The sequence below is a fragment of the Curtobacterium sp. ME26 genome, assembly GCF_903970945.1.
Taxonomy (GTDB): domain Bacteria; phylum Actinomycetota; class Actinomycetes; order Actinomycetales; family Microbacteriaceae; genus Curtobacterium; species Curtobacterium citri.
The window spans coordinates 12372-31063 of record NZ_CAJCKG010000024.1 but is presented as its reverse complement, the minus strand read 5'-3'; the positions used below and the strand labels follow the sequence as shown (position 1 = coordinate 31063).

General features: G+C 71.2%; 16 protein-coding genes and 1 riboswitch. Of the genes, 7 read left to right on the top strand and 9 right to left on the bottom strand.

Annotated features, from left to right (window positions below; genetic code table 11):
• Window positions 1-17: 17 nt before the first annotated feature.
• The 3 genes from H7A69_RS10920 to H7A69_RS10910 are packed head-to-tail and all read left to right on the top strand — an operon-like array spanning window position 18 to window position 4080.
• Window positions 18-998, top strand: a complete 981-nt coding sequence (locus tag H7A69_RS10920; RefSeq protein ID WP_069711646.1) for an ABC transporter permease — start codon at window positions 18-20, stop codon at window positions 996-998.
• Between the two features lie 3 nt (window positions 999-1001).
• Window positions 1002-1940 (top strand): ABC transporter permease, encoded by a 939-nt coding sequence (locus H7A69_RS10915; RefSeq protein WP_182047043.1) that lies wholly within the window; start codon window positions 1002-1004, stop codon window positions 1938-1940.
• Window positions 1933-4080, top strand: coding sequence for an ABC transporter ATP-binding protein (locus H7A69_RS10910; protein WP_182047042.1), 2148 nt, complete (start codon window positions 1933-1935; stop codon window positions 4078-4080). The genes H7A69_RS10915 and H7A69_RS10910 overlap by 8 nt, the downstream gene beginning before the upstream one ends.
• 581 nt (window positions 4081-4661) lie before the next feature.
• Here the strand turns inward: H7A69_RS10910 and H7A69_RS10905 are convergent.
• From H7A69_RS10905 to gcvT, 8 genes are all read right to left on the bottom strand, one after another.
• Window positions 4662-5114 (bottom strand): PH domain-containing protein, encoded by a 453-nt coding sequence (locus H7A69_RS10905; RefSeq protein ID WP_182047041.1) that lies wholly within the window; start codon window positions 5112-5114, stop codon window positions 4662-4664.
• A gap of 113 nt (window positions 5115-5227) precedes the next feature.
• A complete protein-coding gene (locus tag H7A69_RS10900; RefSeq protein ID WP_182047040.1) occupies window positions 5228-6970 on the bottom strand; it encodes a dipeptide ABC transporter ATP-binding protein in 1743 nt (580 codons plus the stop codon).
• Window positions 6967-7917, bottom strand: coding sequence for an ABC transporter permease (locus H7A69_RS10895; RefSeq protein WP_182047039.1), 951 nt, complete (start codon window positions 7915-7917; stop codon window positions 6967-6969). The genes H7A69_RS10900 and H7A69_RS10895 overlap by 4 nt, the downstream gene beginning before the upstream one ends.
• Entirely contained in the window at window positions 7907-8836 is a 930-nt protein-coding gene (locus H7A69_RS10890) for an ABC transporter permease (RefSeq protein ID WP_182047038.1), read from the bottom strand. The genes H7A69_RS10895 and H7A69_RS10890 overlap by 11 nt, the downstream gene beginning before the upstream one ends.
• Window positions 8837-9080: 244 nt before the next feature.
• The gene (locus tag H7A69_RS10885) at window positions 9081-10709 is read right to left on the bottom strand and encodes an ABC transporter substrate-binding protein (protein ID WP_182047037.1); all 1629 of its coding nucleotides are present in this window, start codon (window positions 10707-10709) and stop codon (window positions 9081-9083) included.
• 369 nt (window positions 10710-11078) lie between these two features.
• Window positions 11079-14003: an aminomethyl-transferring glycine dehydrogenase gene (gene gcvP, locus H7A69_RS10880; RefSeq protein WP_182047036.1), complete on the bottom strand. Its 2925-nt coding sequence runs from the start codon at window positions 14001-14003 to the stop codon at window positions 11079-11081.
• Window positions 14000-14377: a glycine cleavage system protein GcvH gene (gene gcvH, locus H7A69_RS10875; protein WP_069711655.1), complete on the bottom strand. Its 378-nt coding sequence runs from the start codon at window positions 14375-14377 to the stop codon at window positions 14000-14002. Before gcvH ends, gcvP begins: the two co-directional genes overlap by 4 nt.
• A gap of 4 nt (window positions 14378-14381) precedes the next feature.
• Window positions 14382-15485 (bottom strand): glycine cleavage system aminomethyltransferase GcvT, encoded by a 1104-nt coding sequence (gcvT, locus tag H7A69_RS10870; RefSeq protein ID WP_182047035.1) that lies wholly within the window; start codon window positions 15483-15485, stop codon window positions 14382-14384.
• 171 nt (window positions 15486-15656) lie between these two features.
• Window positions 15657-15747, bottom strand: a riboswitch (glycine riboswitch).
• 95 nt (window positions 15748-15842) lie between these two features.
• Between gcvT and H7A69_RS10865 the strand changes: the two genes are divergently transcribed.
• Genes H7A69_RS10865 through H7A69_RS10850 form a run of 4 tightly spaced genes read left to right on the top strand, consistent with a single transcriptional unit; the run spans window position 15843 to window position 17761 of the window.
• The gene (locus H7A69_RS10865) at window positions 15843-16232 is read left to right on the top strand and encodes a BlaI/MecI/CopY family transcriptional regulator (RefSeq protein WP_182047034.1); all 390 of its coding nucleotides are present in this window, start codon (window positions 15843-15845) and stop codon (window positions 16230-16232) included.
• A gap of 13 nt (window positions 16233-16245) precedes the next feature.
• A complete protein-coding gene (locus H7A69_RS10860; RefSeq protein WP_182047033.1) occupies window positions 16246-16980 on the top strand; it encodes a M56 family metallopeptidase in 735 nt (244 codons plus the stop codon).
• A 47-nt stretch (window positions 16981-17027) separates the two neighbouring features.
• Window positions 17028-17510: an FBP domain-containing protein gene (locus H7A69_RS10855; RefSeq protein ID WP_182047032.1), complete on the top strand. Its 483-nt coding sequence runs from the start codon at window positions 17028-17030 to the stop codon at window positions 17508-17510.
• A complete protein-coding gene (locus H7A69_RS10850) occupies window positions 17507-17761 on the top strand; it encodes a hypothetical protein (protein ID WP_182047031.1) in 255 nt (84 codons plus the stop codon). Before H7A69_RS10855 ends, H7A69_RS10850 begins: the two co-directional genes overlap by 4 nt.
• Window positions 17762-17794: 33 nt before the next feature.
• On the opposite strand, the gene H7A69_RS10845 is transcribed toward H7A69_RS10850, so the two are convergent.
• Window positions 17795-18673, bottom strand: a complete 879-nt coding sequence (locus H7A69_RS10845) for a LysR substrate-binding domain-containing protein (RefSeq protein WP_182047030.1) — start codon at window positions 18671-18673, stop codon at window positions 17795-17797.
• Window positions 18674-18692: the final 19 nt, after the last annotated feature.

Here is an 18692-nt window from a genome sequence, read left to right as displayed (position 1 = left end):
AGCGAGGTCCATCGTCCATGCTTGCCTTCATCGCGAAGCGGATCGTCAACTACGTCATCCTGACGATCGTCGCGACGACCCTCGGGTACCTGCTCGCCAGTTCCACGCTGAACCCGGCGTCTCGGTTCCTCGGCCGCAACCCAGCCGTGCCGCAGGGCACGATCGACGCCTCGCTGCAGAAGCTCGGCGCCGACCCGGGCACCCCGCTGCTCGTCCGCACCTGGGACTGGTGGACCGGGCTCGTCACGCACGGTTCCCTCGGCATCAGTGCCCGTGGCACCGAGGTGACGGCGGACATCGTCGCCCGGGCCGGCACGAGCCTCCGCCTGCTCGTCATCGGCACGCTGCTCGGCGCGCTGTTCGGCGTGCTGCTCGGCGTCTGGAACGCGGTGCGGCAGTACCGGACGTCCGACCAGGTCTCGACGTACCTGTCGTTCGCGGTCCTGGCCACGCCGCCCTTCGTCATCGCGGTCGTCCTGATGATCCTGGCCACCTCGCTCAACAACGCCACCGGCACGCAGCTGATCAGCTTCACGGGTGAGTACACCCCGGGGGTGACCGGGTTCCTCCCCGTCCTCGGCGACCGACTCGTGCACCTGTTGCTCCCCACGATCTCGCTCACCGTCGGCGCCGTCGCGTCGTACTCGCGCTACCAGCGGTCGGCGATGCTCGACGTCCTGTCGAACGACTTCATCCGGACGGCACGGTCGAAGGGCCGGACGCGCGGATCGGCCATCATGCGGCACGGCGTCCGCGTCGCACTCATCCCGATGTCGACGTTCTTCGCGTACTCGTTCGGGCTGATCCTGACCGGCGCGAGCATCACCGAGCTGGTCTTCAGCTGGCACGGCATGGGCGAGTACTTCGTGCAGAGCATCACCAACAACGACATCAACGCGGCAGCGGGCACGATCCTCTTCACGGCGGTCCTCGTGCTCATCGCAGGCACCCTCGCGGACCTGCTCTACGCCGCGCTCGACCCGCGAGTGAGGGTGTGACCCGTGTCCGTACTCGACCCCACCACCACGACCACCGCCGGTGACCCGACCGACGGCGCTGCCGGCGAGCCGGCGCACGTCGTCGAGGTCACCGGCGGCCGGACGCCGCTCTGGCGCAAGGTCTTCGGCACCTGGCGCGCCCGGATCGGCGGTGGTGCGCTGCTGCTCATCATCCTCTGGGCCTTCGTCGGCCCGTACCTGTACCACTGGAACGCGGTCGACTCCGACGGGCTCGCGTTCGGTGCCGCTCCGAGCGCCGCCCACTGGTTCGGCACGAACGACATCGGTCAGGACATCTACGCGCAGACCCTCGTGGGCCTGCAGAAGTCGCTGCTCATCGGCCTCATCGCCGGGCCGGCCGCCACGCTCATCGCGGGCATCGTCGGCGCGATCGCGGGCTACTTCGGCGGGTTCGTCGACCGCGCGCTCGTCTGGGGCATCGACCTGCTGCTCGTCATCCCGTCGTTCTACGCGCTCGTGCTCCTCAGCCCGCTGTTCAAGAACCTCAGCTGGGTGGCGCTCATCATCGGTCTGGCGATCTTCGGCTGGATGATCATGGCGCGTGTCATCCGCGGCCAGACGATGTCGCTGCGGGAGCGCGACTACGTCAAGGCCGCACGGTTCATGGGCGTGCCCTCGTTCACGATCATCCGCCGACACATCCTGCCGAACGTGGCCTCGCTGCTCATCATCGACGCGACGCTCGGCGTCGGCGCGATGATCCTGTCCGAGAGCGCGCTGAGCTTCTTCGGCTTCGGCATCCAGGTGCCCGACGTGTCCCTCGGCACCCTGCTCGCTGCGGGCAGCCAGTCCGCCGTCACCCGCCCCTGGCTCTTCGTGCTGCCGGCCGCGACCCTCGTCGCGACCGTGCTGTCGACCAGCCTGCTCGGCGACGCCCTGCGCGACGCCATCGACCCCACCTCTGGAGCCAACCGTGACTGAGCCGCTGCTCACCGTCTCCGACCTGTCCGTCACGTTCAACCCCCGGACGAAGCCGGTCTACGCGGTCCGCGGTGTCGACTACTCGGTCAACCAGGGCGAGTTCCTCGGGATCGTGGGCGAGTCCGGGTCCGGCAAGTCGGTGTCCTCCATGGCCGTGATGGGCCTGCTGCCGTCCTCCGCGCACGTCGAGGGCAGCATCCGGTTCGACGGCCAGGAGCTCGTCGGGCGCTCCGACCGCGAGATGTCCAGGCTCCGTGGGAGCGACATCGCGATGGTGTTCCAGGACCCGCTCTCCGCGCTGACGCCGGTGTACACGATCGGGCAGCAGATCGTCGAGGGCCTCAAGCTGCACGACCGGGCGCTGACCGCGCAGGCCGCCCGGGTCCGCGCCGAGGAACTCCTGCGCGCCGTGGGCATCCCGAACGCGGCACGACGCCTCGACGCATTCCCGCACGAGTTCTCCGGCGGCATGCGGCAGCGCGCGATGATCGCGATCGCCATCGCGAACGACCCGAAGCTCATAATCGCCGACGAACCGACGACGGCGCTCGACGTGACGATCCAGGCGCAGATCCTCGACGTGCTGCAGACCGCGAAGGACATGACCGGTGCCGCCGTCGTGCTCATCACGCACGACCTCGGCGTCGTCGCCGGCAACGCCGACCGGGTCGCGGTCATGTACGCGGGCCGGATCGTCGAGACGGCGCCCGTCGGACCGCTGTTCCACGAGCCGGTGATGCCGTACACGATCGGCCTGCTCCGCTCGATGCCGAACATGACCTCGTCGCGCGCCGAGCGTCTCGTGCCGCTCGAGGGTCGCCCGCCGCTCCTCACCGCGAAGCCGACCGGCTGCCCGTTCGCGGACCGCTGCCCCGCGGTCCTCGACGCCTGCCGCGACGGCGAGCCGGCCCTGCTCGCGCCGAGCGTGCCGGCCGGGGTGGACAACCCCGTGCTCACCGGAGCCGTGCCGACGATCTCGAACGGCGCGTTCGACGACGACCACGTCGCCGCCTGCATCCGACGCGACGAGATCGCCGCCGGCACCCTCGCCCGCTCCGAGATCTTCCCCCGCCCCGAGGACGTCCCCGAGTCGACGATCGACCACGGCGACGACGTCGTGCTCGAGCTGCAGGACGTCGTGAAGACGTTCCCGCTCACCAAGGGCGCCGTCTTCCGCCGCCGCATCGGCGAGGTCCACGCCGTCGACGGGATCTCGCTGACGCTGAAGCGCGGGCAGGTCCTCGGACTGGTCGGCGAGTCCGGCTGCGGCAAGACCACGACGATCATGGAGATCCTCGAGCTCGCCGGCGCCCAGCAGGGCACCATCCGGGTCAACGGGGTCGACACCGGCACGCTGTCGAAGCGCGACCGCCGCGCGCTCCGCAGTGACATCCAGGTCGTGTTCCAGGACCCGATGGCCTCCATCGACCCGCGGCTCGACATCGGCTCGGTGATCGGCGAACCGCTGACCGTGCACGGGGTCGCGAAGGACGAGATCCGCCGACGGGTGCGCGACGTCCTCGAGCTCGTCGGCCTCGAGCCGAGCTACATCGACCGGTACCCGCACGAGTTCTCGGGCGGGCAGCGGCAGCGCATCGGCATCGCCCGGGCGCTCATCGTCGAGCCGAAGATCCTCGTGCTCGACGAGCCCGTGTCCGCGCTCGACGTGTCCGTGCAGGCCGGCGTGATCAACCTGCTCGAGGACCTCAAGCACCGCCTGGGCCTGTCCTACCTGTTCGTCGCGCACGACCTGTCCGTCGTCCGGCACATCGCCGACGACGTCGCGGTCATGTACCTGGGCCGGATCGTCGAGTACGGCGAGGGCGACCGGGTGTTCGACGACCCGCAGCACCCGTACACCCGCGCACTGCTGTCCGCCGTGCCCGTGCCGGACCCCGACGCCGAGGCCGACCGGGGTCGCATCCTGCTGCAGGGCGACCTGCCCTCACCCACGGAGCGCATCGACGGCTGCCGGTTCCGCACCCGGTGCCCGCTCTACCAGCTCCTCGACGAGGGTCGCCAGCAGCAGTGCCGGCCGATCGACCCCCGGCTGCAGGACGTCGCCGGTCGCGGTGTGGCGTGCGTGCAGACCGACCAGGAGCACCTGCTGACGGAGCACGCGGCCGCAGCGGCGGTCTGACCCACCGACGGACGGGAGGTGCGGGGCGGGGCGGCCGCGCGCCTCCCGTCCGGTGCGTGGTGGCGCCGGTCCGGTCCGCCGCGCGAGCGGGCCTCGTCCGTCACGCCCGGGTCGTCCGGTCGACGTGATCTGCCCGCTCGGTGCGCCCGGCGCGCGCCGGATCGCGAGCGGGCGGAACCGGCCCGCGCACCGGGCTCTATGCCGCACGATCCGCCCGCTCGAGAGGAGCGGCCACGAGCGGGCAGAACCGCACCGCCTGCCCGCGTCGGCACCACGGGGACCGCCCGTTCGCGGGGCGGGGAGGGTCGAGCACGGCACGCGGTCGCCGAACGCGCGGAACCGGCCCGCGCACCGATGTCCGCGCGGCAGGATCCGCCCGCTCGGCGCGAGCTGCGCACGGGTCCGCCCGTCCGGGAGGAGCGACCGCGAGCGGGCGGAAGACGCCGTGGGCGTCGGTGAGCGGGACGGAGAACGCCCGCTCGCGCCGCGACGGAACGGCGAGCCGACGACGGACGGGAGGCTCGGGGCCGGCCCGACACGCGCCTCCCGTCCGGCGAGTGGTCGCCGTCAGCGCGGCGCGGTCAGCGCAGGGCGACGCTCAGCAGCGAGACGGCGAGCAGGGCGAGGGCCCCCGCCCCGACGAGCAGGGCCTCGCGGTCCCACCCGCGGTGCACCGCACCGCCGACGGCTCCCGCATCGCGCCGAGCCGCCCAGCGGTCGAGCAGCACCCGCATCTCGTCGGGCTGCGGGAGCGTCCGGGGCTCGCCCCGCCGCGCCGGCTTCGGGCGCGGCAGCGACGGCCCGCCCCAGCACGCGACCTTCCGACCGTCGGTCGTCTCGACCACGATCTGCCACCGCAGCCGGACGTCGGCGACCTCGCCCCACGGCACGCGCGTGACGCGGAGCGGGTTGACGACGGTGAGTGCGTCGTCGTCGAGTCGGATCGACGGCCGGTACGTCAGGACCCAGAGCGCCCAGAGCAGCACCGCGAGTGGGCCGACCGCGGCGAGCACGACGTCCCAGCTCCCGCGCACACCCGCGTCGACGAGCAGCAGCAGGGCCAGGACGGCGACGAGGCCGGACGTGACCGCTCCCCCGCGACCTGCGCGGAGGACGGTACGTCCGGCCTCGGTGGTGCCCAGACGGATCAGCGCCCGAACTCGAACCCGGCACCCGGGATCGCGGCGAGCAGGTCCTTCGTGTACTGCTCCTGCGGGGAGGCGAAGACCTCGTCGGTCGTCGCCTTCTCGACGATCTGCCCCTTGCGCATGACGCAGACGTTGTCCGCGACGAGGCGGACGACGGCGAGGTCGTGCGTGATGAAGAGGTAGGTGAGGTCGAGCTCGGTCTGCAGCTCGGTCAGCAGGTCGAGGATCTGCCCCTGCACGAGCACGTCGAGCGCGGAGACCGCCTCGTCGAGCACGATGACCTCGGGCTTCAGCGCGAGTGCACGGGCCACGGCGATGCGCTGCCGCTGGCCACCGGACAGCTCGTTCGGGTAGCGGTTCACCATCGACTTCGGCAGGGCGACCTGGTCGAGGAGCTCGAGCACGCGGGCCCGGCGGCTCGCCTTGTCGCCGACCTTGTGCGTGGCGAGGGGCTCCGCGATCGTGTTCCCGACGTTGTACATCGGGTCCAGCGAGCCGTACGGGTCCTGGAACACCGGCTGCACGCGGCGGCGGAAGTCGAAGAGGTCCTTCCCCTTCAGCGCGCCGATGTCGATGCCGTCGAAGGTGACCGACCCGCTCGTGATCGACTCGAGCTGCAGCACGAGCTTCGCGACGGTCGACTTGCCCGAACCCGACTCCCCGACGAGCGCCGTGGTGGTGCCCTTCGGGATCGCGAAGGACACGTCGTCGACGGCCTTCAGCTCACGGGACTGCAGGTTCTTGCCGCGGAGCTTGTAGACCTTCTGGAGGTTCTTCACCACGATGAGGTCCTGCTTCGGGTGGTGCTCCCGCTCCTGGGCGCGGGCGATGAGCTCGTCGTCCTCGCTGCCGGCGTCCGCGATGTCGACCCGCTGGTGCTGCACCTTCGACTGGATGCGGCGGCTCGCGAGCGAGGGGGCCGCGGCGACGAGGCGCTGCGTGTACGGGTGCTGCGGCTTCGCCAGGATCTCCTTGGACGGACCCGACTCGACGACCTGCCCCTTGTACATCACGACGAGCTTCTCGGCGCGCTCGGCGGCGAGGCCGAGGTCGTGCGTGATGAACAGGACCGAGGTCCCGAAGTCGCGGGTCAGCGTCTCGAGGTGGTCGAGGATGATCCGCTGCACGGTGACGTCGAGTGCCGAGGTCGGCTCGTCGGCGATGAGCAGCTGTGGGCGGCTCGACAGACCGATGCCGATGAGCACGCGCTGCCGCATGCCGCCGGAGAACTCGTGCGGGAACTGCTTGAGCCGGGTGGCGGCGTCGCCGAGGCCGGCCTCCTGCAGCACCTCGACCGCGCGGGCGCGGATCGCGTGCTTGCCGGTGGCCATGCCGTTGGCCTTGATGGCCTCCTCGACCTGGAAGCCGATCGACCACAGCGGGTTGAGGTTCGACATCGGGTCCTGCGGGACGTAGCCGATCTCCTTCCCGCGGATGCCGGCCATCTCCTTGTCGGACAGCCCGACGAGCTCGCGCCCGTTGAACTTGATCGACCCGCCGGTGACCTCGCCGGTGCCGGCGAGCAGCTTGATGATCGCCTGCGCGCTGGTCGACTTGCCCGAACCGGACTCGCCGACGATCGCCAGGCGCTCGCCCTGCTCGAGGGTGAAGTCGACGCCGCGGACGGCCTGCACGAGACCGCTCTGGGTGCGGAACCCGACCTGCAGGCCGGAGACCTCGAGCAGCGGCGCGCCGGAACCGGCCGGACGACGGGTGGTGGGATCGGTGAGCGTCTCGGTCATCGACGGGCCCTCGCCTTCGGGTCGAGCGCGTCGCGGACCACGTCGCCGAGGAGCAGGAACGCGAGCACGGTGATGGACAGGGCGGCGGACGGCCAGAAGATCGTCGACGGGTTGGTGCGGATCGACGTCTGCGCGGTGCCGATGTCGAGGCCCCAGCTGAGCGCCGACGGCGGCAGCCCGATGCCGAGGAACGACAGGGTTGCCTCGGCGACGATGAACGAACCGAGCGACACCGTCGCGATGACGATGACCGGTGCGATCGCGTTCGGGATCACGTGGCGGACCAGCGTGGTGAAGCGGCTGACGCCGAGCGCCGCGGAGGCGGTGACGTAGTCGGACTGCTTCGCGCTGAGCACGGCGCCGCGCATGATGCGGGCGATCTGCGGCCACGCGAACGCGGCGAGCACGAGGGCCACCGTGATCGCGTTGCGCGCCGGGATGACCGACATGATCACGATCGCGCCGAGGATGGTCGGGATCGAGAAGAAGATGTCGCCGATACGGGAGACGATCGTGTCGAGCCAGCCGCCGTAGAAGCCGGCGAGGGCGCCGATGATGATGCCGACGAGCGACACCAGGATCGTGGCGACGAGGCCGACGATGACCGAGCTGCGCGCACCCCAGATGACACGGGCGTACACGTCGTAGCCCTGGCGGTTGTACCCGAGCGGGTGACCCGGACGGGCACCCTCGTCGCTGAAGTCGAGGTTCGCCGCGCGCGGGTCCACGTGGGTGAACAGCCCGGGGAAGATCGCGACGACGAGCACGAGCAGGATGAGGACCGAGGAGATCCAGAACGTCGGTCGGCCGCGCATGGACTCCCACGCGTCGGTCCAGGTCGACCGGGTCTTCTCCGTCTCGTCGACCTGGTCCACCGCCTGCAGCGGCGTCTCCTCGATCGGCGCCACGTAGTGCGTCACGGAGCGGGGTTCGGCGTTACTTGGCATAGCGGATCCTCGGGTCCAGGACGGCGTAGAGCAGGTCGACCAGGAGGTTGGCGAGCATGAAGATGATGACCATCACGGCGACGAACGAGACGACCGTGGGGCCCTCGCCGAGCTTGACGGCGCGGAAGACCGTACCGCCGACGCCGTTGATGTTGAAGATGCCCTCGGTCACGACCGCACCGACCATCAGGTTGCCGATGTCGACACCGAGGTAGGTCACCACGGGGATGAGCGAGTTGCGGAAGATGTGCACGCCGACCACACGGCGACGGGGCAGGCCCTTCGCGGTGGCGGTCCGGACGAAGTCCGCGTTCATGTTCTCGGCGACGCTCGCACGCGTGAGCCGGACGATGTACGCGAACGAGACCGTCGCGAGCACGATCGCGGGGAGCACGAGCTCCGACCACGGCGCCTGACCGGAGACGGTGACGCGGAACAGTCCGAGCTGGATGCCGAAGACGTACTGCAGCAGGAAGCCGACGACGAAGGTCGGGACCGAGATGAGCAGCAGCGAGACGACGAGGGCGGTGGTGTCGAACCACTTGCCCTTGCGCAGACCCGCGATGACGCCGACGACGATGCCGGCGACGGCCTCGAACAGCAGGGAGAGGAGCGCGAGGCGCGCGGTGATCGGGAACGCCGACGCGAGCTGCTGCGACACCGGCAGGCCCGAGTAGGTGACACCGAGGTCGCCGCGGAACACGCCGCCGATCCACAGCAGGTACTGCACCAGGAACGGCTTGTCCAGGTTGTACTGCTGCCGGAGCTGCTCGATCACCTGCGGCGACGGCTGGCGGTCGCCGAACAGCGCGGCGATCGGGTCGCCGGGCAGCGAGAAGACCATGAAGTAGATGAGGAACGTGGCCCCGAAGAAGACGGGGATGAGCTGCAGGAGGCGCTTGCCGAGGTACCAGAGCATCAGATCGCTCGGTCCTGCGCGGGGCGCGTGTCGTTCAGGTTCATGTCGTGAAGGGGTGGACGGCTCGCGGGTCGGCACGGGTGTCCGGTGCGGGCGGCGGCGCCCGCGGTGGTGGGGGTGGTGTTGCCGCCGAGGTACGGGGGCCCGGAGACCGTGTGGTCTCCGGACCCCCGTCCGGTGGCCGCGGAGCAGGATACCTGCTCGCGGTGGGTCTCCGCGGTGTTCGACCGCAGGGAGACCGGTGTTACTTGGTGACCTCGATGTCGTAGTACAGCGGCACGGAGTCCCAACCGAACTTGACGTTCTTCACGTTGTCGGCCGACCAGACGCCGGTGACGTTGGAGTACCAGAGCGGGATCTCGGGCAGGTCCTTGAAGAGCAGCTCCTGGGCCTGGTCGAAGATCTTGTTGCCCTCTTCGACGGTGGCGGCCGAACGGCCCTTCGCGAGCAGGTCGTTGTACTCGGTCGAGTCGTAGCGCGCGTAGTTGCTCGACGAACCCTCACCCATGGTCGGGCCGAGGAAGTTGTACAGCGACGGGTAGTCGGCCTGCCAACCGGTGCGGCTACCGCCCGTGAGCTTGTCCTGCGTCTGCGCGTCCAGGGCTTCCTGGAACGTCGGGATCGCCTTACCCTCGGCCTTGATGCCGAGCGTATTGGAGATCGAGTTGGTGACCGCGGTCACCCAGGCCTCGTGGCCGCCGTCCGCGTTGTAGGCGATCGAGAGGGTCTCGTCGTACGGCGAGATCTTGTTCGCCTCGGCCCAGAGCTTCTTGGCCTCGTCGGGGTTGTACTCGAGCACGTCCGAGCCCTCGAGGTCGCCGTTCCAGCCGGAGATCACCGGGGAGGTGAAGTCCTTGGCCGGAGTGCGCGTGCCGTCGAAGATCTTGTCGGTGATCTGCTTGCGGTTGACCGCCATCGACAGGGCCTCACGACGGAGCTTGCCCTCGTCGCCGCTCCAGTGCTTCAGGTAGTAGGGCAGGTAGAAGCCCTGGAAGATCGCCGCGGCCTGGTTGACGTTCGAGTCGGGGAAGTCCGACTTGTAGGTCTGGAAGGCGCTGTCCGGGATCGCGTCGAGGACGTCGAGGTTGCCGCCCTGCACGTCCGCGTAGGCGGTGTCCTGCGAGGTGTAGAACGTGATCGTGAGACCACCGTTCTTCGGCTTGCGCTTGCCCGCGTAGTCCGAGTTCGTGACGAGCTTGATCGACTGGTTGTGCGTCCACGCACCCTTGCCGTCGAGCTTGTACGGGCCGTTGCCGATCGGGTTCTCACCGAACGCCTTGGTGTCGTCGTAGAACGACGACGGCAGCGGCATGAAGGCCGAGTAGCCGAGCGACAGCGGGAAGTCCGACTGCGCCGACTTCAGCGCGACGGTGAACTCGTCGTCGCCGACGACCTTGAGGCCGGTGAGCTCCGAGTCCTTGTCGGCGTCGTAGCCCTCGATGTTCTCGAAGAAGTAGCTCGCGCCCTGCGCGTTCGACTTCTGCGCCGCCCAGTTCCACGCCTTCGTGAAGGACTCCGCCGTGACCTTCTCACCGTTGGTGAAGGTGTAGCCGGTGTTGAGCTTGATGTCGTAGGTCTTCGAGTCATCGGTGGTGATGCTCTTCGCGACCTCGTTCACCGGCTTGCCGTCGGCGTCGTAGGAGACGAGACCCTCGAAGATCGACGTGATGATCTTGCCGCCACCGGTCTCGGTGGAGTTCGAGGGGATGAGCGGGTTCTGGGGCTCGGAGCCGTTCGTGGTGACGATGCCCGACGCGTTGGTCGAGCCCGAGTCACCGCCGTTGCTGCTGCCGTTGCTGGAGCAGCCGGTCAGGGCGATTGCTGTGGCCCCGAGCACGGCGAGGGCAGAGAGCCCAGCGCGCTTCTTGATCAAGGTTCCTCCTGGTGCATGGGACGCGCCAGGCACAGAGGTGCTGCCGGGCGCGCTTGTCCTTGCACTGTAGGCAGTGCCAGGACCCCCGACCAAACCCAGCGACCATCGGTTACAAACCGGAAACCAAGTTGCAGGATCGTTGCGAGAGGATGCAAGATTCGGGCGCTCGCGCCGGGGCCGTGCGGGTTTGTTGCTTCCGCATCGAACATGTTGCACGAGCGCACACCGTGTGCAAGACGAGCAGCCCTCGCCCGGAGCTGGAGCGCTCCCATCCACTCCCGGCCACGGAGACGGGTGTGCCCCGCCCGGATCACCGGACGGGGCACACGCTACGCGTTCGACGACGTCTCCGCCGTCGCGTGACGTCGATCAGGCGAAGGCCTCGATCGGCGGGCACGCGCACACCAGGTTGCGGTCGCCGTACGCCTGGTCGATCCGACGCACCGGGGGCCAGTACTTCCGGGCGCTGATGCCCGGGACCGGGTAGACCGCCTGCTCCCGCGTGTAGGGGTGCGTCCACTCCCCCGAGATCGCGGACGCCGCCGTGTGCGGGGCGTGCACGAGCGGGTTGTCGTCCGCCGGCCACTCCCCCCGCTCGACCGCCGCCGCCTCGGCGCGGATCGCCAGCATGGCGTCGACGAACCGGTCGAGCTCGGCGAGGTCCTCGCTCTCGGTCGGCTCCACCATGAGGGTGCCGGCGACCGGGAACGACATGGTCGGCGCGTGGAACCCGTAGTCGACGAGGCGCTTGGCGACGTCGTCCACGGTGATGCCCGACGTCTCGCGCAGCGGACGCAGGTCGAGGATGCACTCGTGGGCGACGAGCCCCGACTCCCCCGTGTAGAGCACGGGGAACGCGTCACGGAGCCGCGAGGCGATGTAGTTCGCGCCGAGCACCGCGGCCTCGGTCGCGCGCGTGAGCCCCTCGAGTCCCATCATGCGGACGTAGGTCCACGTGATCGGCAGGATGCTCGGGCTGCCGTACGGCGCTGCGGAGACCGGGCCACCGGCGTGGGCGAGGCGGCCGTCGGTGCCGTCGGCCGACGAGCCCGGGCGTCGGTCCGCCTGCTGCGCCATCGCGTGCCCCGGCAGGAACGGCGCGAGGTGTGCCTTCGCCGCGACGGGTCCGACGCCCGGGCCGCCGCCGCCGTGCGGGATGCAGAAGGTCTTGTGCAGGTTGAGGTGCGACACGTCGCCGCCGAAGTCACCGAAGCGGGCGTGCCCGAGCAGGGCGTTGAGGTTCGCGCCGTCGACGTACACCTGGCCGCCGGCCTCGTGCACGGCGTCGCAGACCTCACGGACGTCGTGCTCGTACACCCCGTGCGTCGACGGGTACGTGATCATCAGCGCCGCGAGGGTCTCCGCGTGGGCGGCCGTCTTGGCGCGGAGGTCGGCGAGGTCGACGTTGCCGTCCTCGTCGCACGCCACGACGACGACCCGCATGCCGGCGAGGACGGCCGACGCGGCGTTCGTGCCGTGCGCGCTCGACGGGATGAGGCAGACCGTCCGGTCGACATCACCGCGCGAGCGGTGGTACCCGCGGATGGCGAGCAGCCCCGCGAGCTCGCCCTGGCTGCCGGCGTTCGGCTGCAGCGAGACGGTGTCGTACCCGGTGACCTCGGCCAGCCAGGTCTCGAGGTCGCCGATCATGTCGAGGTAGCCCTCGACGTCCGACCGGGGCGCGAACGGGTGCACGTTCGCGAACTCCGGCCAGGTGACCGCGGCCATCTCGGTCGCCGCGTTGAGCTTCATCGTGCAGCTGCCGAGCGGGATCATGCCGCGGTCGAGCGCGTAGTCCTTGTCGGCGAGGTGCTTGAGGTACCGCATCATGCGGGTCTCGCTGCGGTGCGCGCTGAACACGGGGTGCGTCAGGTACTCGCTGCTCCGCAGCAGGTCGGACGGGAGGCCCGTGGCCGCGTCCCGCACGGCGGCCTCCGCCCCCGGGACGGTCGCGTCCACGACCCCGAACACGTGGGCGAGCGCGCTCACGTCGTCCGGCGTGGTCGTCTCGTCCACCGAGAGCTGCACGGTGTCGGCGTCGACCAGGTGGAGCAGGTACCCGGCGTCGCGCGCGGCGTCCACCACCGACGCGGCACGTCCGGCAGCACGCAGGGTGAGCGTGTCGAACCAGTGCTCGTGCACCACCTCGAACCCGGCGTCACGGGCCACCCCGGCGAGCGCCGACGTCGTCCGGGCGACCCGGTCGGCGATGAAGCGCAGCCCCTCGGGCCCGTGGTAGACGGCGTACATCGACGCCATCACGGCGAGGAGCACCTGCGCGGTGCAGATGTTGCTCGTCGCCTTCTCGCGACGGATGTGCTGCTCGCGGGTCTGCAGGCTGAGGCGGTAGGCCATCTGCCCGTCGGCGTCGAAGGACACCCCGACCAGGCGACCGGGGAGCTGGCGCTCGAGTCCGGCACGGACGGCGAGGTACCCGGCGTGCGGGCCGCCGAAGCCGAGCGGGACGCCGAAGCGCTGGCTCGTGCCGACGGCGACGTCGGCGCCGAGGTCGCCCGGGCTGGCGAGGAGCGTCATCGCGAGGAGGTCGGCGGCGACGACGGCGATGCCGCCGCCGGCGTGCACGCGCTCGATCGTGCGGGACGGGTCGACGATCCGGCCGGAGGCGCCCGGGTACTGCAGGACGACGCCGAACGCACCCTCGAGCTGCTCGTCCGACGGACCCTCGACGGGGTCGAACCCGCGCAGGGCGATGCCCACGGCGTCGGCGCGGTGGTCGAGCAGGGCACGGGTCTGCGGCAGGAGGTCGGCGTCCACGAGGAACGCGTCGCCCTTGACCTTCGACGCGCGCCGGGCGAGCAGCATGCCCTCGACCACGGCGGTACCCTCGTCGAGCATCGATGCACCCGCGGTGGCCATGCCGGTGAGGTCGGACACCATCGTCTGGAAGTTGATGAGCGCTTCGAGGCGGCCCTGCGAGATCTCCGGCTGGTACGGCGTGTAGGCCGTGTACCAGCTCGGGTTCTCGAGCACGTTCCGCTGGATCACCGCGGGCGTGTGGGTGCCGTGGTACCCGAGGCCGATCATCGCGCGACGGACGGTGTTGCGGCCGGCCTTCGTGCGGAGCTCGGCGAGCGCCTCGGTCTCGCCGACGGCGGCGGGGATCGTCGAGCGCTCGGCCGGAGCGGCGTGGATCGACTCGGGGATCGCCGCGCGGACGAGGGCGTCGAGCGAGGGCTGTCCGACCGCGTCGAGCATGACCTGCTGGTCGGCGGCCGTCGTGCCGATGTGCCGGTCGGCGAAGGACGTCTGGAGGTTCTCCTGTGCCCGGGTCATGCGATCGACGCCCGGTACGCGTCGTGGTCCATCAGGTCCTCGGGGAAGGAGGTGCCGTCGACCTTGAGCTTGACGAGCCAGCCGGCACCGAACGGGTCCTGGTTGACGGTGTCGGGGGCATCGACGACGGCGTCGTTGATCGCGACCACCTCGCCCTCGATCGGGGCGAAGAGCTCGCCGACGCTCTTGGTCGACTCGATCTCGCCGATCTGCTCGCCGGCGGTCGTCGCGGTGCCCACGGCGGGCAGCTCGACGTAGACGACGTCACCGAGCTGCTCGGCGGCGTGGTCGGTGATGCCGACGGTGACGGTGTCGCCCTCGACGAGGATCCACTCGTGGTCGGCGGTGTACTGGAGTGCGGTCTGGTCGGTCACGGTGTCAGCCTCTCGGAGTGCGACGGTAGAAGGGGAACGGGGTGACGATGCTGGGGATCGCGGTCCCGCGGACGTCGATGTGCAGGAGCTGTCCCTCGCCGGCCACGGCCGGGTCGACGAAGGCCATGGCGACGGGGTGTCCCAGCGTCGGCGAGAGCGCCCCGGAGGTGACGGTGCCGACGACCTGCCCGTCGTGCACCACGTCGTACCCGGCGCGCGGCGCACGGCGTCCCTCGGTCACGAGGCCGACGAGCACGCGGGCGTCCTCCGCGGGCTGCACGCCGGCGTCCCCGACGAACGAGCCCGAGGTGGCGACGACCCGACCGAGTCCGGCCTGTGCCGGACGGACGGTGGCGTCGAGCTCGTGCCCGTAGAGCGGCATGCCGGCCTCGAGCCGCAGGGTGTCGCGGGCGGCGAGTCCGGCGGGCACCACGCCGCGGTCCGCGCCGGTCTCGAGCAGCGCGTCCCAGATCACGGTCGCGACGTCGGTGTCGCTGTAGATCTCGAAGCCGTCCTCGCCCGTGTAGCCGGTGCGCGCGACGAGCACCTCGGCGCCGTCGAACAGCGCGTGCAGGACCCGGTAGTAGCGGAGCTCGTCCAGCGGGGTCTCGGGCTGCAGCCGGTCGGCCACGACCAGCGCGTCGAGCGTGCCCGCTGCGGCCGGACCCTGGATCGCCACGAGGGCGGTGCTGTCGGAGTCGTCCGACACGACGACGTCGAGGCCCGCGGCGCGTGCGGTCAGGGCGTCGACGGCGACGGCCCGGTTCGCGGCGTTCGCGACGACGAGGAAGACGTCCTCCCCCGTGCGGTAGACGACGAGGTCGTCGAGGATCCCGCCGTCCTCGGCCAGCAGGAGCGAGTACTTCGCGCGGCCGACCGGCATCGCGCCGAAGGACCCGGCGAGCGCGTGGTCGAGGAACGCCACGGCGTCGGGGCCGCTGACGCCGACCTCGGCCATGTGCGACAGGTCGAAGACCCCGGCAGCCGTGCGCACCGCGTGGTGCTCGGCGAGGTCGGACGAGTACCGCACGGGCATGCGGTAGCCGGCGAAGTCGGTGAAGGTGGCGCCCGCGGCCTCGTGCGCGGACTCGAGTGGGGAGGAACGCATGACGGAGTTCTCCTGGCATCGGCAGGACCCGACGGACGTCGTCGGGTGGGAACTCCCCCTCTGTCATGGGCCTGAGAGTTTCACCGCGGCCCGTGAGGTCCGGCGGCTTTCACCGTGGGCGAGACACCGCGGACGCCCGGGCGGGGACGCGTGCCTGCTTTTCAGAGTGGCCTGTCCGCTGCGGTGTGGGACCTGAGAGATTGACGGGGAGGTTGCTCCTTCGGTGCCGTGCGCGTGCGCTCGGCTCTCCCGCGGCGGGTGATCGGCCGGTGTTGAGTTGTGCTGCGACGAGCATACCGATCCCGCGTTTCGGGCATGTGTCGCGGCCGGGCGTTCGACGTCTCGTAGAATGCGGGGATGGCAGGACAGCGATCGCGCCCCCGCGGGCAGCTCGAACAGGCCGTCCTCGAGACCCTGCGCGCCGCGGCGGACGGCGGCGACGACTCCGGGTGCACCGCGCGGCAGGTCCTCGACGCCTTCCCGGAGCCGCGCCCGGCGCTGACCACCGTGCTCACCGTGCTCGACCGCCTCGGCCGCAAGGGCCAGGTCGAACGGCGCGAGCACGACGACGCCCCGCTGACCTTCCGCGCCGTGCACAGCCGCGAGCAGCAGACCGCCTCGCTCATGTCGAGCGCGCTCGCCGCCGCGTCGGACCGCGAGGCAGCACTGCTGCAGTTCACCGGGTCGCTCGCCTCGGACGACCTCGACGTCCTGCGCCGCGCCCTCGACGCCCGAGCCCGCTCCTGACCGGAACCGAGCAGTGGTCGTCGCCGGAGTCGCCCTCATCGCCCTCGCCCTCGTCGTCGTGGTGGTCGCCCCGCGCGTCCTGACCCGGTCCGCCTGGACGATCGACCGGCCCCGGACGGCGCTCGCCTCGTGGTCCGTCGCGGTCGTGCTCGGCGTGGTCGGCTTCGTGGTCGGGGTCGCCCTCGTCGTCGTGGCCGACCGCCCGCTCGACCCCTTCCGGCTCGCCGAGTCCCCGACGCACGGCCTGAACCTCGGCGTCGCGCTCCTCGGCGTGGCCGCGTTCGTCGTCGCGGTCCGCGTCCGTCCCGGTGCCGAGCACGAGGCGGTCCGGCAGGCGATGCGGTCCGGGGCCGCGCCGCACCGCGAGATCGACGGCACCCCCGTCGCGCTCGTCGAGGCGGACCACGCGCTCGCCTGCGCGGTGCCTGGTCGCGCGGGCGGCGTGCTCGTCAGCACCGGGCTCGCGGACCTGCTGCGGACCGACGAACTGGAGGCCGTGGTCGCCCACGAGCGCGCGCACCTGACCCAGCGCCACGCGGTCGCCGTCGCGGTCGCCGAGTCGATCGAGCGTGCGGTCCCGTGGGTGCCCGGCGCGCGCGCCATGGCGCGCTCGACGCGCGTGCTCGTCGAGTTCGCGGCCGACGACGCGGCGGCCCGACGCGTCGGACGCGACGCCCTGCGCCGAGCGGTGCTCGTGGCGGACGGGACGAGCGCGCTCGGGGCGATCCGCGCCTCCCGGCTGGGCTGACGACCGCCGCGCGCACGTCGGCGGTGAGGCATAGGGTTGCAGGCACCGTGAAGCCACTGACCGAAGCAGACATCCGTTCGTCGTTCGTGAACGCCACCCCGGACGAGCTCGAGCAGCTCCCCATCCCCGGCCTGCACGAGATGCTGTGGGACGAGCGCGAGTTCCTCGGCTGGCGCGACCCGCAGGCCGCCCGCCGCGGCTACATCGTGTCCTGGATCGACGACCGCCCGGTGGGCATCGTCGTCCGGTCCGCCGGGGGCTCGCTCCGCCCGGGCATCGCCGCGATGTGCTCGTTCTGCCACTCCCCGCAGCCTGCGACGCAGGTCCGCCTGTTCTCCGCCGCCCGCGCCGGCGAGTCGGGCCGGAACGGCAACACCATCGGGTCGTACATCTGTGAGGACCTCGGCTGCTCGATGCTCATCCGCACGGCACCGCCGCACCTCAACCCACCCGCCACGATCAAGATGCGGGGCGACGCGCTGCTCGGGCGCGTGCGCAACTTCACCGAGGACGTCGCGAAGACCGCGTGAGCCGGTTCGACACCGCTCGCTGGGCCGTCGTCGAGGAGCAGGGCGACGGCCGCTGGAGCCTCAGCATCCGCGACGAGGCCGACGACGAGCTCGCCGCGCTCGGCCTGGGGGTCGAGGGCGCGTGGGACCCGGACGTCGAGCCGCACGTGGCGTTCGTGCTCGTGCAGCTCGGGCTGGCGCTGCGCGGTACCCGACCCTGGCGCGAGGACGAGCTCGGCGACCAGCGCGCTCCGGTGCTGCCGCTCGGCTGAGCACGTCCTGCGCCGCGAGCGTCTGGCGCGCGGTCAGGACCCGGTCGCGGCGATGAAGTTCCGGAGGATCTCGCGGTCGTCGTCGGCCCGGACCGCCCACACCAGTTCGCTGCGGTGCGGGTCGTCCTGCAGCGGGAGCAGGACGACGGAGTCGGGTGCCGCGAGCGTCGCGCTCTCCGGGGCGATCGTCACGCCGAGCCCCGCACCGACGAGGTGCAGCACGGTCGCCCAGGTCGTCGCCTCCTGCACGACCTCCGGCCGTCGTCCGCCGGCGACCACGGGTGCGAGGTTGCGCTCGGTCGCGACCGCACCGGCCACCGCGGGGAAGAACACGAACGGGTCGTCGACCAGCTCGGTGCCCCGGATCGCCGCCCGGTCCGCGAGCCGGTGTCCGCGCGGGACCGCCGCGACGAACCGCTCGGTCCGGAACGGCAGGAAGCGCACGGCCGGGTCCGGGTCGGGGTCGCGCAGGACCGCCAGGTCGAGCTCGCCGCGGACGATCCGGGCGAGGAGCGTCGACGAGTAGCCCTCCGTCAGCTCGACGCGGACGAGCGGGAACCGCTGCCGGAAGGCCTGGACACGCTCGATCGGCCCGAGCGGCAGCGCCGAGACGACGAACCCCACGTCGAGCCGTCCGGCCTCCCCGCGCCCGACGCGGACGACCTCGTCGAGGTCCCGCTGTGCCTGGTCGAGCAGCGACCGTGCACGGCCTTGGAGCACGCGCCCCGCTGCGGTCAGCGCGACGCTCCGCGACGTCCGCACGAACAGGTCGACGCCGAGGTCGCGCTCGGTCCGCCGGATCTGCTGCGAGAGCGCGGGTTGCGCGATGCGGAGGCGCTCGGCCGCCCGCCCGAAGTGCAGCTCGTCTGCGACGGCGAGGAACGCCCGCAGCTGCCGGAGGTCGACATCCATGCACGCAGCGTATCGATCA

Bases quoted from the DNA above. Each gene is read 5' to 3' on its own strand.
- H7A69_RS10895 (WP_182047039.1), bottom strand. From the start codon at position 7,917: ATGCCAAGTAACGCCGAACCCCGCTCCGTGACGCACTACGTGGCGCCG.
- H7A69_RS10845 (WP_182047030.1), bottom strand. From the start codon at position 18,673: ATGGATGTCGACCTCCGGCAGCTGCGGGCGTTCCTCGCCGTCGCAGAC.
- H7A69_RS10890 (WP_182047038.1), bottom strand. From the start codon at position 8,836: ATGCTCTGGTACCTCGGCAAGCGCCTCCTGCAGCTCATCCCCGTCTTC.
- gcvP (WP_182047036.1), bottom strand. From the start codon at position 14,003: ATGACCCGGGCACAGGAGAACCTCCAGACGTCCTTCGCCGACCGGCAC.
- H7A69_RS10900 (WP_182047040.1), bottom strand. From the start codon at position 6,970: ATGACCGAGACGCTCACCGATCCCACCACCCGTCGTCCGGCCGGTTCC.
- gcvT (WP_182047035.1), bottom strand. From the start codon at position 15,485: ATGCGTTCCTCCCCACTCGAGTCCGCGCACGAGGCCGCGGGCGCCACC.
- H7A69_RS10920 (WP_069711646.1), top strand. From the start codon at position 18: ATGCTTGCCTTCATCGCGAAGCGGATCGTCAACTACGTCATCCTGACG.
- H7A69_RS10865 (WP_182047034.1), top strand. From the start codon at position 15,843: ATGGCAGGACAGCGATCGCGCCCCCGCGGGCAGCTCGAACAGGCCGTC.